A 15,390-nucleotide genomic window follows, 5' to 3' on the forward strand; every position below is an offset into this window, starting at 1 on the left:
AGGCGGTCCTGTCCGACATCGACGGCGTACGCCAGGCCGTGGTCACCGTCGCGAGCGCCCCGGGCGGTTCGGACCACCTGGTGGGATATCTCATCGGACCCGGCGGCGGTGGACCGGACGGGGACGAGTTCATCGCACGCGCGCGGGAGGCGGTGACCGCGTCGTTGCCGGTGTACATGCGGCCGACACTGTGGGTGCCGCTGACCGAAGCGCCGCTCGGCAGCACCGGCAAACTGGACCGGAAATCGCTGCCGGCGCCGCGCTTCGACCCGTTGTCGGAAGCCGTCCACGCCGACGCCGCACCCGCCGACGACGCGGAACGGACCGTCGCCGCAATCGTTGCATCACTCCTCGGGGTCGAGGACGTCCCGGTGACCCGGTCGTTCTTCGAACTCGGCGGGGACTCCATCGCCTCCATCCGCCTCGCGTCGATGCTGCGCGCCGCGGGGCTCCATCTGACCCCGCGCGATGTGTTCGCGGCGTCGACCATCCGTGAGCTGGCCCGTCGTGCACAGACGGAGGCGATCCAGAAACTCGACGAAATACCGGGCGGGGCAGTCGGTCCGGTTGGGATGACCCCGGGCCTGGCGTGGATGCTCGACCTCGCCGACGACCCGGACGACCTCGCGGACTTCTCGCAGAGCACGGTGCTCGCGCTGCCGGTCGAGGCGGACGAGGCCGCCGTCCGCGCGGTGGTGACCGCGGTCGTCGCGGCCCATCCGATGCTGACGGCATCGCTGCGGACCGACTCCGTCGGGGGTCCGGTCGTCGTGGCGGGCGACGGCGACCCGGGTGACATCACGGTCGAGATCCTCGACCGCTCGGACATCTCGACATCGAGCCGGCCATCGACGCCGGCGCGCTCCGTCGACAGCGCCATCCGGGCAGCCCATGCGCGCGCCCTCGCGACCTTGTCGCCGGCCGACGGACGACTGGTCGCGGCGATCGGCGTCCGCTTCGCCGACGGCACCGGCCGACTCGTCGTCGCCGCCCATCATCTCGGCGTCGACGCCGTGTCGTGGCCGACCATCGTGGCGGGTCTGGGACGCGCGTGGTGGCAGTACCGCAACGGGGAGACGCCGGGCCTCGCGGCCTCGGGTACCTCGTTCCGGCGCTGGTCGGGTGTGCTGGCGGGACTCGCCGGTCGCGCAGAGGAGATCGAGTGGTGGTCGCGCCAGCTGCCGCCGACCCCGGCGGAGTGGGAGATCGACCGGGCCCGGGACCGTCTCGCGACCACGATCTCGGTGTCCCGCACCGTCGGAGCCGGTCTGGCAGAGCGGGTCTTGGGCACGGTCACCGAGACGTTCGGTGCGCGCCCGGACACCGTGGTGGCCGCGGCCGTGGCATTCGCGCTGCGGGATCCGGTCACGGCGTCCGGTCCGGTGTCGATGGTGATCGAGAACCACGGCCGCGAAGAGGGCATCGCACCCGGCGCCGACCTGACCGAGACGGTCGGATGGTTCACCTCGTTCGTACCCGTGAGCGTCGACGTCCCCGGGCCGGTGGAGGCGACCGCCCCGGCAGCACGAGGTGAGGCCGCCGCGGAGGCCACCCCCGGTCATCGTCTGGCGACGATGGTCAAGGCGCTCAAGGACACTCAGTCGCGAATGCCGGACAACGGCATCGCGTTCGGGCCGCTGCGATGGCTGCGTCCCGGCTCGCCGCTGCGAAACCGGCCCCTCCCGCCGATCACGGTCAATTACCTGGGTCTGCTCGGGGGCGGAGGCATCGACGACACCGATTCGACGGCAACGGATTTCGTGCCGATCGGTGACGCGCCGCCGCTTCCGCCGTCGGTTCGGGGAGACATGATCGCGTTGGCGGCGCTGACCGTGACGGCCGCCTCGGTGGCGACCGCGGGTGGTCGGGAGTTGCGAGTGGACCTCACGGCACCCGAGGGGTTGTTCGACGAGCCCGCGCTGGGCGGGATCGCCGATCGCTGGGAATCTGCACTGTCCTCGCTCGCCGCGTATGTGGATGCCGTGGGCGACCCGGGTCCGAGCGAGACCGACGTGATCGGCGGGCTCGACCAGACGGACATCGACCACGTGCTCGCCACCCGGACACGCGCAGCACGGACGCGCGGTCGCTACGCGATCTGGCCGCCGACGCCGCTCCAACAGGGGCTCTTCTACGAAGCCCAGCGGCTGGTCGGCGTCGATCCCTATGTGACCCAGTCGGTCATCGAGTTCGACGGAGCTCACCCCGCCGACATGCTCCTGCCGGCCGTCCGTGAGCTGTTGACCAGGCAACGTGTACTGCGCTCGGGGTTCACCCGCACGCCGTCGGGTCGACTGGTCGTGGTGGTACCCCCGGCCGATCATCCCGCGGTGACCGAGCCCGACTTCCGCGGCGTGGACCTCACCGGTCTGAGCACGGCCGACGCGGCCTCGCGGATCGTGCAGATCGCCGACGAGGACCTACGACGCCCGTTTGTCCTGGACGACCCGCCGCTCATCCGGTTCTCCGCGGTGTCCCACGACACGGTGACGGGCCCCGCGTGCACACTGGTCATCACCGCACACCACATCATCCTGGACGGATGGTCGGGGCCGATTCTCGTCGCCGACCTCCTCGCGGCCCACCTCGGCCGCCCGGCGATCACGCCGGCACGTGACTTCGAGTCCTACCTCGATTGGCTCGACCGACGCGACGCCGCGACCACGATCACCGCGTGGCGCGAGCATCTCGCCGACATCGTTCCGACGCTGGTCCGTCCACAGGTGCACCCCGGTGCCGACCGCGAGCCCCGGCGGCACGAGGTGACGGCGCGGGTGTCCGCGACCACCCGGGCCGCCCTCGAACGGACGGTGCGGACGCTGGGCACGACGACGAGCACCGTGCTGAATGCGGCATGGTCGATCGTGTTGTCCCGCTTCACCGGCGAGCAACGAGTCGTCTTCGGTGAGACGGTGTCGGGGCGGCCCGCCGACCTCGACGGTGCCGACGGCATGATCGGCCTGTTCATCAACACCGTGCCGGTCGTTGCCGACGTCGCACCGGGTCGATCGCTGGCCGCTCTCATCGGTGAACTGCACCATGCCCGCGCCCGCATGCTCGACCACCAGTTCGTCGGACTCGGCGACATCACCGCGGCGACCGGCCACCCGCGCCTGTTCGACACCCTCGTGGTCTTCGAGTCGTATCCGGTCGACGTGGACACGGTCGTGGCGGGGTCGCGGACCTCGGGCCTCGAGATCCGCGACGTGAGCACGTCCGACGCCACGCACTATCCGCTCGCGCTCATCGCCGCACCGGAGGGCGACGACCTCTGCCTCACGGTCAAGACGGATCTGTCCGTCGTCGGCGAGGGTGTCGCCGAGACGGTCGCCGCCATGCTGACCGACCTGCTCGACGCGGTGATCGACGACCCGTCCCTGCCGGTGGCCGCGCTCGACCCGATGCCGACTGCCCTGCGCCCGACGGTCGAGGGTTGGTCGCGTGGTGTGGAGGTGGGGTTGGGGTGGTCGGGTCGTTCGGTGGGGTCGGTGGTTGCTGAGCGGGTGGGGTTGTCGGTGGGTTCGGTGGCGGTGCGGGTGGGTGGTCGGGTGGTGTCGTATGGGGAGTTCGGTGGGTTGGTGGGGGGTGTTGCGCGGGAGTTGTCGGGGTTGGGTGTGGGTGTGGATTCGGCTGTGGGTGTGGTGATGTCGCGGTCGTTGGAGTTGTTGGTGGCGGTGCATGCGGTGGTGGCTGTGGGTGGTCGGTATGTGCCGGTGGAGGTGGATGCGCCTGCGGAGCGGGTGGGGTTCATGTTGTCGACGGCGGGTGTGGGTGTGGTGTTGGTGCGGGCGGGGGATGTGGGTGGGGGGAGTGTTGTTTCGGGGGTTGGGGGTGTGCGGCGTGTGGTGGTGGATTGTGGTGAGGGGGTGGGTGTTTCGGTTGATGGTGTGGTGGTTGGTGAGGGGTTGGGTGTGGGCTTGTTGGGTGAGGTGGTGTCGGGTGTGGGGGAGGTGCCGGGTGGTGCGGGTGTGTACACGTTGTTCACGTCTGGGTCGACGGGTCGGCCGAAGGGTGTGACGGTGTCGCAGGCTGCGGTGGTGAATCGGTTGGGGTGGATGCAGTCGTTGTTCGGGTTGCAGGGGCGGGATGTGGTGTTGTGGAAGACGCCGGTGTCGTTTGATGTGTCGGTGTGGGAGTTGTTCTGGCCGTTGATGGTTGGTGCTTCGGTGGTGGTGGCGGAGCCGGGTGGTCATCGGGATCCGTGGTATGTGGCGTCGGTGGTGGAGCGGTTCGGGGTGTCGGTGTGTCATTTTGTGCCGTCGATGTTGTCGGTGTTTGTGGATGCTCTCGGGGAGTCGGTGCCGCAGGAGTCGGTGCCGCAGGAGTCGGTGCTGCAGGGTTCGGGGTTGGGGTCGTTGCGTCAGGTGTTTTGTTCGGGTGAGGCGTTGGGTGTGGGTGCGGTGGAGGGGTTGCGGGGGTTGGTGCCGGGGGTGCGGGTGGTGAATTTGTATGGGCCGACGGAGGCGGCGGTGGATGTGACGTCGTATGTGGTGTCGGGTGGTGAGGTGGTGGTGCCGATTGGTCGGGCGGTGCCGAATGTGTCGGTGTGGGTGTTGGATTCGCGGTTGCGTCCGGTGCCGGTGGGTGTGGTGGGTGAGTTGTATCTGGGTGGTGTGCAGGTGGCGCGGGGGTATGCGTCGCGGGCGGGGTTGACTGCGGAGCGGTTTGTGGCGGATCCGTTTGGTGGGGTGGGTGTGCGGTTGTATCGGACGGGTGATCGGGTGCGGTGGAGTGGTGTGGGTGAGTTGGAGTATGTGGGTCGTGTTGATTTTCAGGTGAAGTTGCGGGGGCAGCGGATCGAGTTGGGGGAGATCGAAACCGTCCTCGGCACCACGCCGGGTGTCGCCCAGGTGGTGGTCTCGGTCATGGAACTCGCTGCGGGAGAACAACTCGTGGCTCACGTCACCGGAGCGGATGTCGACGTCGAGCATCTGCGCGCGACCGCTGAGCAACTACCCGCGTACATGCGCCCCACGTCCTGGGTCGTCCTGGACACGTTGCCGTTGAACACTGCGGGCAAGGTGGACCGCAAGGCGCTGCCCGCACCGGATTTCGTCGCCGCCGAACGCGTGCTCCCCGAGACCGACGCCGAAGTCGCGATCACCGGTGTCTTCGCCGACGTGCTCGGGCTGTCTGCCGCGGACTCGGTGTCGGTGACCGACAGCTTCTTCGATCTCGGCGGCAACTCACTGGCCGCGACCCGACTCGCGGCCCGCGTCTCCCGGTTGCTCGGCGTCCCGGTACGGGTGCGAGACGTCTTCGACGCCCCGACGGTCCGTGATCTCGCGCGTCGAATCCAGGCGGCAGACATCGCCGGGGCCGGAACCGCAGTCCCGGATCGGTCGACTGCACCGGCCCGTCCGTCGGTCTTGCCTCTCTCGAGCGCCCAACGCCGCATGTGGTTCATCAACCAGTACGAGCCGACGGTGGCGTCGTACATCATCCCGTTCGCCTTCCGACTCCGCGGCACGGTCGAGGTCGAACAGCTACGCCGAGCGCTCGCCGACGTGGTCGCCCGTCATGAGGTTCTCCGGACCACCTACCCGGTGTCCCGCGACGGACGCCCCGAGCAACGAATCCACGACGTCGATCCGGAGAATCCCGGATTCGACTGGGCGGTGGCGGATTCCGAGTCCGAAGCGCTGGCCGTCGCCGCCGAGCCATATGACCTGACCCGTGACCTGCCCGTGCGCGCCCGTGTGTACGTCGACCCCGGCACGAGTGCGCTGCTGGCCGTCAGCATCCATCACATCGCCGCCGACGGCGAGTCGGGCCGGGCGCTGTCGCGCGATCTGCTCACCGCGTACTCGGCACGACGCGACGGTCGGAGCCCGGACTGGCCGCCGCTCCCGCTCCAGTACGCCGATCACGTCCTACGGGCCGCCGGACGAGCGGACGAGCAGGACGAGCACCGGCAGTGGTGGGCCCGCCGGCTCGACGGCGCCCCGGTCCTCATGGATCTGCCCACCAGCTACCCACGTCCGGCCACGCCGACGATGCGGGGCGCGACCGTCGAGTTCGTCATCCCGGGACGTGTCGCGCAGGGGATCGGCATCCTCGCCCGCGCCGGCGACGCCACCGCATTCATGGTGCTGCACGCCGCACTCGCCGCGGTGCTGGGTCGGCTGTCGGGGAGCCGCGACGTCGTCATCGGGACCGCCGCCGCGGGCCGCGACGGCGACACCGACGACCTGATCGGCATGTTCGTCAACACGGTCGCGCTGCGGACCCCGATCGTCCCCGCGCAGCCGTTCACCGACCTCCTGCGGGTGGTGCGTGAGGTGGATCTCGACGCCCTCGATCACGCCGGCGTGCCGTTCGACGACGTCGTCGACGAACTCGGGGTGGCCCACACCGCGTCCCATGCGCCACTGGTCCAGGTGCTGCTCACCACGTCCGATCTCGCCGCTCCCGGCGCCCCCGATGGGCAGGTCGCCGGCCTCGACGTCGAACCCGTTGCCGTCGAGGACAACTCGGCAAAACTCGACCTGACTCTCGGTGTTCTGACGGACCCGGCTGAGGGGGCTCCGTGGCGCGGTTCGCTCACCTACGCAACGGACCTCTTCGACGACTCCGCCGCGCGCCGGCTCGCGGACCGATTCGTCGGCGTGCTGACGTCCGCGGTCGGCGATAGCACATTGCCGGTCGGGGACCTCGAGCTGCTGACCCCGGACGAGGAGATGATCCCGCTCGTCTCGGGCGACCCCGATCCCGCCCCGGAACTCCTCTCGGACCTGCTCGTCGACGCGGCGCGGATGCGTCCGACTCACCCGGCCGTCGTCGACCCCGGCGCCGCGGACCCCGAACAAGTCTGGACCTATGCCGAACTCGATTCGGCGAGTTGGCATCTCGCGACGGTCCTCATCGACCGCGGTATCGGTCCGGAGGACGTGGTCGTCAGCGCGTTCCCGCGCTCGGCGACCGCGCAGCTCGCATTGTGGGCAGTGGCCAAGACCGGTGCGGTGTACTGCCCGATCGACCCCCGCTACCCTGCGGAACGCATCGCTCGGGTCCTGGACGCCGCGAACGCCGTGCTGGTGCTCACCGACGGAAGTGTCGAGGGGCCGGCCGCCGACACGGCCTCCACGTGGCCGCCGCGACTGCTGCTCGACGCGGCGCTCGTCGCCGACCTGCGCAGACGCCCGGCGCTCGACCCGCCGCGTCGCAACCGGCCGGTGACACCCGACTCCAGCGCTTACATGATCTTCACCTCCGGATCGACCGGGACGCCGAAGGGGGTGCTCGTGACGCACCGCGGCCTCGCGGGAGTCACCACGGTGCTGCGCGACCGCCACCGATCCGGGTCCGACGCGCGCTGGCTGGGGATCAGCTCGCCCGCGTTCGATGCCGCCATGCTCGAGGTCCTCGGTGCCTACGGCAGTGCCGCGACGCTCGTCGTCGCGCCTCCCGAGGTGTACGGGGGCCGCGAGCTCGCCGACGTCATCACGACGCACCGCACCACCCACGCCTTCCTGGTGACGTCGGTGGCGGCGTCGTTGCCGGAGCCCGGTCGCCTGCCTATGACCGACGTCCTCGTCGGCGGCGAGGCCGTCCCCGACACCGAGAAGGACCGGTGGGCCGTGCACGTGGCGTTCCACAACGGTTACGGACCCACCGAGACCACGATCATCAGCGTCACCTCGCCCCCGATCGGCGTCGACGAGCCGGTCCACCTCGGCAGCCCGGTCCCCGGCGCGAGCGCCCATGTCCTGGACGAGCGGCTGCATCCGGTGCCGCCGGGGGTCGTCGGGGAGCTGTACCTCGCCGGTCCCGAACTCGCACGCGGTTACCACGGACGGCCGGCGCTGACCGCCGAGCGCTTCGTCGCCGCCGTCGACGGGGCACCGGGCACGCGGATGTACCGGACCGGGGATCTCGTGCGGCGGGACCGCAGTGGCGGATTGGTCTACGTCGGCCGCGCCGACTTCCAGGTCAAATTGCGCGGACAACGGCTCGAACTCGGTGAGATCGAGGCCGTCCTGACCGCACACCCGCAGGTGCGGACGGCGGCGGTCATCGGGGTCGGGAACCCGGTGACCTCGCTGGCCGGTTACGTCGAACCCGTCGACCCCGGACGGCCGGTCGAGATCTCCGCCCTCCGTGAACATCTCGCGACCCATCTGCCATCGCACATGGTCCCGGCGGCACTCATGGTGCTCGACTCCATCCCGCGCAGCCCGATCGGGAAGATCGACCGCGCCGGCCTCCCCGCCATCGAGCCGTCGAAGGCCGACGCCGAACGCGTTCCGCCGTCGACGCACACCGAGCGGTTACTCGCGGCCATCGTCGGCGAGGTTCTCGGACTCGAAGACGTGTCGGTGACCGCTGACTTCTTCGTCATCGGCGGCAACTCGTTGTCGGCCACGCGTGTGAGTGCCCGCGCGGGGGACGCTTTCGGGGTCCGCGTCGGTGTCCGCGACGTCTTCGAGGCGCCGACGGTTCGCCTGCTCGCGCGTCGCGTCGACGCCGCTTACGACGATGCGTCGCGACCGCCACCGCTGCGCCGTGTCGATCCGCGGCCCGCGTACATTCCACTGTCGTATGCGCAGCAACGGATCTGGTTCCTGAACCGGTTGGATCCGAATTCGGGGGCCTACACCATTCCGATGGCCGTCCGCCTCCGCGGCCGGCTCGACCGGGGTGCGCTACGCGCCGCCGTCGTCGACCTGCTGACCCGCCACGAGATCCTGCGGACCGTGTTCCCGGCGCCGGGCGGTGAACCGCGGCAGCACATCCTGCCGATCGACGAGGCCCGGGCCCGCCTGCGGTGGGAGGACATCGCGGCTCCGCGGGAGCTCGCCTACCCGGCCGCACTCGTCGGTGATGCCGCCTTCGACATCACGTCCGAGCTGCCGCTGCGTATTCGCCTGTTCGCGGTCGGTGGCGGTGGGATCGACACCGACGACCACGTCCTCGTCGTCGTACTGCATCACATCGCCGCCGACGGTGAGTCGATGAGGCCGCTCGCCGCCGATCTGTGGGGGGCCTATCTGGCGCGTGCCGAGGGCCATGCGCCAGCGGCGGCCGCGCCGGCGATCCAGTTCGCCGATCACGCACTGTGGCAACGGGAGACGCTGGGGGACATCGACTCGCCGGAGTCCGTTCTCGGTCGCCAGGTCGGCTACTGGGTGAATCGACTGTCGGGGATCCCCGACCTCCTCCCGCTGCCCACGGACCGGCCGCGACCGGCGGTCGCGTCGCAACGGGGCGGTCGCGTCACCGCGGCCATCCCGACCGAACTGACACAGCGGATCACGGACACGGCCCGCGCCCACGGGGCCACCGAGTTCATGGTCGTCCACGCCGCGCTGTCGATCGTGCTGGCCAGGCTGTCCGCGACCCGCGACATCGTGATCAGCACCCCGGTTGCTGGACGGGGCCATGCGCATCTCGACGACCTCGTGGGAATGTTCGTCAACACCGTGGTCCTGCGCACCGACGTCGACCCCCGGACCCCGGTCGGGGAGTTCCTCGAACGGGTGCGCGTCGACGACATCAACGCCCTCGCACGCGCCGATGTCCCGTTCGAGTACCTGGTGGACCGACTGTCCCCGGTCCGGTCGGAGGCGTTCGCCCCGATCAGCCAGGTGATGCTGTCGGTGCTGCACGATCAGGACACCGGAACGGTCGGGACCGACCCCTCGGGATCGGCGGAACTGACCTTCGAACCGATCGAGGCGTCCACCGGCACCACCCAGCTCGACCTGACCGTGGCGGTGACGATCCGTCCCGAAGGCGCGTGGGACGTCGAGATCGTCTATGCCACCGACCTGTTCGACGAGCGGACCGCGCGCACCGCGATCACCCGCCTGACCAGGGTCCTCGAGGCGGTCGTCGGTGCCGACGACATGGCTGTCGGTGCCATCGACCTGACCGACGCGGCCGAGCGCGCGCGGATCGCCGAACTGATCGCGGGCCCCGATCTGTCGGTGCCGTGGTCGACGGTCACCGATGCGATCGAGGCGGCCGCGCGACGCTCACCGGAGTCGACGGCACTGGTGGCCGGTGCGCGATCCGTGACCTACCGCGAGTTCATGGACCGGATCACCCAGCTGGCCGAGATGATGTCCGCCCACGGCGTGGGTCCCGAAGTGGCCGTGGGCGTGTGTATCCCGCGGTCGGTGGAGCTGGTGCTCGCGATCCACGCGGTGGTGATGGCCGGCGGCAGCTATGTCAGCATCGACCCGTCGAGTCCGCCCGAACGAGTCGCCGCGATGGTCGACGCCGCGTCGATCGCGGTCATCCTGACCGCTGAGGTGTCCCCGTCCGCGCTGTCCGGTCTGTCGGTACCGACCCTCGTCGTCGACGGAAATGCCCCGCCGGGGGACCGCTCGGGTCCCCGGCCGGAACTCCGTCGCCCGTGTCCGGGCAACGCCCTCTACACGTTGTTCACGTCCGGCTCGACCGGAACGCCGAAGGGGGTCACGGTCAGTCACGGCGCCGTACTCAACCGACTCGCATGGATGGCGGTGCGTTCCCCGCTGCGTCCCGACGATGCCGTTCTGCTCAAGACGCCGGTCACCTTCGACGTGTCCGTCCCCGAGTTGTTCGAACCGCTGATGGCCGGGGCCCGCCTCGTCATCGTCGAGGACGGCCGCCACATCGACCCGGCCCATGTCCTCGCCGAGATCGAGCGGCATCGCGTCACCTCGGCGCACTTCGTGCCGTCGATGATGGCGGCGTTCGTCGAGTACATCGGCGACCACCCGCGGCGGCGCGCGGCACTGTCGTCGTTGCGGCGGGTCAACGCGTCGGGCGAGGCACTGCCGGCGGCCACCGCCGACGCCATGGCGGCGCTCGTGCCGCAGGCGGACCTCGACAACCTCTACGGGCCGACCGAGGCGGCCGTCGAGGTGACGGCGTACCGCTTCGCCCCCGGCGACGTGATCGTGCCGATCGGACGCCCGAACGCGAACACCACCACGTGGGTGCTGGACGACGGGTTGCGCCCGGCGCCGGTCGGGGTGGTCGGCGAGCTGTACGTCGGCGGCGATCAGCTGGCGCGCGGCTATGCCGCCCGGCCCGACCTCACCGCCGAACGGTTCGTGGCCGACCCCACCGGCCCGCACGGAGGCCGCCTCTACCGGACCGGTGACCTGGTGCGCTGGAACGCCTCCGGTGCGCTCGAATACCTCGGCCGAGCAGACTTCCAGGTGAAGTTGCGCGGACAGCGCATCGAGCTCGGGGAGATCGAGACCGTCCTCGCCCGTGTCGACGGCATCTCGCACGCGGCGGTCACCGTCCGGAGCGGGCCGGCGGGCGATGCACTGGTCGGATACCTCGCCGGCCGTGTCGATCTCGACGCGATCCGTGAGCATCTGCGGCAGGCGTTGCCGCAGTACATGCACCCGACGCAGTGGGTGGTCCTCGATTCGGTTCCGGTGACCGCGACCGGCAAACTCGACCGCCGGGCCCTGCCCGCGCCGCGGAGCGAGCCGGTCGAGATGGTGCCGCCCGCCGACGCCGTCGAACGGGCGGTGGCCGTCGTCGTCGCCGACGTGCTGGGACTCGACGAGATCTCGGTGACGACGCCGTTCTTCGATCTGGGCGGCAACTCGCTCGCCGCGATGCGGGTCGTCGCCCGGATCGGCGAGCAGCTCGGGACCGACCTCGATGTGCGCGACCTCTTCCGCACCCCGACGGTCCGCGAGCTCGCACAACTCGTCACGCGTCGTCGGGTCTCCGACCATCCGCTCGTCGCACGACCCCGGCCCGACCGCATCCCGTTGTCGTATGCGCAACAGCGACTGTGGTTCATCAACCAGTTCGACGTGACGTCCCCGACGTACAACATGCCGATCGCATTCGACATCCGGGGACTCCTCGATGTCGACGCACTACGCGCCGCGGTCGCGGCTGTGATGACGCGACACGAACCGCTGCGGACCGTGTACCCGCTCGGCGACGGCGGGGTGCCGCTACAGCACATCCTCGATCCTTCGGTGGCGGCGGCCCGACTGCGCTGGGAATCGGCCGGGACACCCGAGGACGCGATGGCGTTGTGCGCGGAGGGATTCGACGTGACGACGCAGCTGCCGTTGCGTGTGGTGACGTCGCTGGTATCAGCGGAGGGTGCGTCGCCGCCGGTGTTTCGAGTCGTGCTGGTCCTGCACCACATAGCCGGCGATGCGGCGTCCCTGGCGATCCTGGCCGCGGAGCTCCTCGGTGGGTACCGCAACGGTCGACGCCCCGAAGACGGGTCGATCGAGGTACCGGAGATCGCATACGCTGATCACGCGCTGTGGCAACGCGATGTGCTCGGGGACCTCGACGACCCGACCTCGCCGATGGCGGCGCAGTACTCGTTCTGGACCGAGACGCTGGCCGGCGTCCCGGCCGCGTTGGAGATCCCCGGTGACCGTCCGCGTCCGCCGATCGCCGACCCCACCGGTGGTCGGCTGCCCCTCGAGATCGGCGAAGAGCGCAGCGCGGCGGTGGCGGCGACCGCACGCGTGCACGGGATGACCCCGTTCATGGTCTGTCACGCCGCCTTCGTCGCCGCACTCGCCCGTGTGGCCGATGTGCGGGACATCAGCGTCGGCGCCGCCATCTCCGGTCGCGGGCACGCGGCCACGGCGGGGCTCATCGGGATGTTCGTCAACACCGTGGTGCTCCGCACATCGGTGCACTCCGAGGACACGGTCGAGGACCTGCTCCGCCGGGTCCGCGATGCCGATCTCGCGGCCTTCGCGCACGCCGACATCCCGTTCGAGACCCTCGTCGAGCACCTCACCCCGGTCCGGTCCACCGCCCACGCGCCGCTCGTGCAGGTCATGATCAACTATCTCGGCGAGTCGTCCGGGACACCGGCGGTGCCTGGTATCGGCGCGGACGCCGAGCCGCTCATCGTGGACGGTCTCGAGGTCGTGGCCGTCGAACCGGGGCCGCCGCCGGCGAAGGTCGACCTCACCCTCGGTCTCGCGGAGCGGTCCGTCGGTGCGGCTGTCGAGTTGGTCGGCGAGATCGACTACGCCGCAGCGCTGTTCGACATCGAGACGATTGCGTCGATACGCGACGTTTTCCTAGGCATGCTCGACGCCGTGACCGGTGACATCGACATGGTGCTGGATGAGGTCGATGTGACCGGTGCCGTTGACGGTGCGTCGCTGATCCTCGACAGCGCGGGCCGGGCGGTACCGGCGCGGGTGCCGGGTGAGTTGCACGAGCGCACGGCAGACGGTTCGCTGCTCGCGACGGGTATGCGGGCGCGGTGGGTCGACGCCTCGATGACACGACCGGAGATCCTCGGGCCGGTCGAGCGTCACCCCCGGGTCGGAGGGCGGCGAGTGGATCTCGATGCGGTGGAGGCGGCACTCAACGGGGTGGCGGGCGTCGTCACTGCGGCGGTCGTGGCGTCGGCGTCCGACGGTCAGCCGACGGATGACGGAGTCGAGGTGGGGGCCTGGGTCGTGGTGGACCGCGACGGCCCCGGCGCCTCCGACCTCCGACGCGAGCTGTCGAGAGTGCTGCCCGCACACTGTATTCCGACGGTGATCAGCGTCGTCGACGCCATCCCGGTCGGCGCGGACGGACGACCCGGACGCCGCGAGGTCGCGTCGCTCATGAACTCAGCCGGTGGGGGACGCGAGGACGCCGAGCCCGCGGCCCCGACCGGCCGCTGGGAAGTGACGGTCGCCGACGCGATGTCGGAGATCACCGGGACCGCGGTGACCGACGCGGACCAGGGTTTCTTCGACCTCGGCGGGACCTCGCTGTCGGCGGTTCGGCTGGTGTCGCTGCTGCGGCGACGGACCGGACTGCCCGTCGAGGTCGCATGGATCTTCGCCGGACCCACACCGCGCGATCTCGGCGCCCGGCTCGCTGCTCAGGCGACGCACGAGGAATCCACCGACACCGCCGAACCGCGGGGCCAGGTGGTCGTGCCGCTACGGGCGGACGGCAGCCGCGAACCGGTCTTCTGCGTCCACCCCGCCGACGGGTTGGCGTGGCTGTTCGCCGGTCTCACACCGTATCTCGACGACCGGCCGGTCTTTGGTCTGCAGGACCCCTTCGTGGTGGCCGGCGACACGGCCGCCACGTCGATCCGCGAACTCGCCGCGCGGTATGTGGCCGAGATCCGGGCGATCGTCCCGCAGGGGCCCTACCACCTCGTCGGTTGGTCCCTCGGCGGGCTCATCGCCCAGGAGATGGCGGCCGAATTGCGTTCGCAGGGTGCCGAAGTCGGGTTCCTCGGCCTCCTCGACAGCTATCCCGCGACCGGTGACGCACTCGAGACCGGCGGTGAACTCGAGACCGACGGGGCGGCGGCGCGTGCCGAGGTGTCCGCGGAAGATGCGCGAGCCACGGTCGCGGACCTGCTCGGCGGGTGGCGAGCGGTCATCGACATCGACGCGGTGACCGCCTCCGACGATCCGGCCGCGATGGCGGCGGCGGTCCGCGAGCGGGTCGTCGGACTCGGACTCCTCGACGGACCCGCGTTCGACCGCATGCTCCAACGGATGGCGACGTCGGCCCGACGCACCGTCGACCATCGGCCCCGAACCTACGACGGCGACGCGATGCTCGTCGTCGCGGCGGCGGGGGAGGCCGACCCGGACAGCACCGCCGGACGCTGGACATCGTTCCTCGGCGGGCGGGTCACCCGTGTCGACGTCGATGCCGATCACCTCGGGATCGTCGGTACCGACGCGCTCGAGGTGATCGGACCGCGGATCGACGCGGCGATCCGCGAGGCCGAGTCGCGTCGCGCAAGCGACGGCCCCCACCCGCTCCCTGAGTAGGCCGGGGCTTGCGGAGGGCGCGGCCGACCCCCGCTCCCTGAGCCTGAATCCGTGGAAGGAGTTCAGGTGGGGTGGGTTGGGGCGCGTGATCGCCTGATTGTGTTGTGGGCGTGCGGTATTCGCTGACCTGTGTCAGCTTTTTCACTGGGGTTCCTTAGTGGTGGGTGGGCGGGTGTGGTTGGTAGGTCAGGTGGTGTTGACCGCGGCCCACAACGCGGTGAACGCGTGTTGGGTTGGCCAGTGTCGGGGTAGGTGCAGCACCGGTGTTCGTGCTGGTCGCGCTAGTCGGGCGGGTACCGCGATGAGTGTGCGGCGCAGCGTAGCGCCCCGCGCGGCCCGCAGTCTGGGGGTGTTGGTGAGTGCGGCGAGGGTGCGCATCAGGTTGTGGCTGATCGCGGTCAGCGCCAGCCAGGCGGCGTTAGCACCGAACCGTCCGGAGGGCAGATGGGCCAGCGGTCCGTCGATGAGGTCGGCGAACACGGTTTCGATGATGGCGTGGCGGCGGTGGGTGATGTCGGCGGTGACGGTGTCGTCGGTGGTGTTGGTGAAAAACGAGTGGTACCGCCAGGCGGGCATCAGGGTGTCGGTGCCGGCGGGGTGGTGGGCTGTGACCCGACGCACGATCAGGCGGGCGGTGACCGGCTGGGTG

Annotated in this window: 2 protein-coding genes (1 of these 2 only partly in view); one reads left to right on the plus strand and one right to left on the minus strand. The window is 70.3% G+C overall.

Annotation, left to right across the window (positions count from 1 at the left end; translation table 11 throughout):
- On the plus strand, positions 1–14,741 hold the 3' portion of the coding sequence (locus tag AS181_RS12240; RefSeq protein WP_058251860.1) for a non-ribosomal peptide synthetase. The gene continues 8,347 nt to the left of window position 1, outside the view; 14,741 of the gene's 23,088 nt are visible here — the last part of the coding sequence; its start codon lies beyond the left edge, outside the window; the stop codon is at positions 14,739–14,741.
- Between the two features lie 186 nt (positions 14,742–14,927).
- On the opposite strand, the gene AS181_RS12245 is transcribed toward AS181_RS12240, so the two are convergent.
- Positions 14,928–15,390, minus strand: a 463-nt coding sequence (locus AS181_RS12245; protein ID WP_175404320.1) for a transposase, incomplete at its 5' end; no start/stop codon positions are given.

This window comes from Gordonia sp. SGD-V-85, from assembly GCF_001456905.1.
Lineage (GTDB): Bacteria > Actinomycetota > Actinomycetes > Mycobacteriales > Mycobacteriaceae > Gordonia > Gordonia hongkongensis.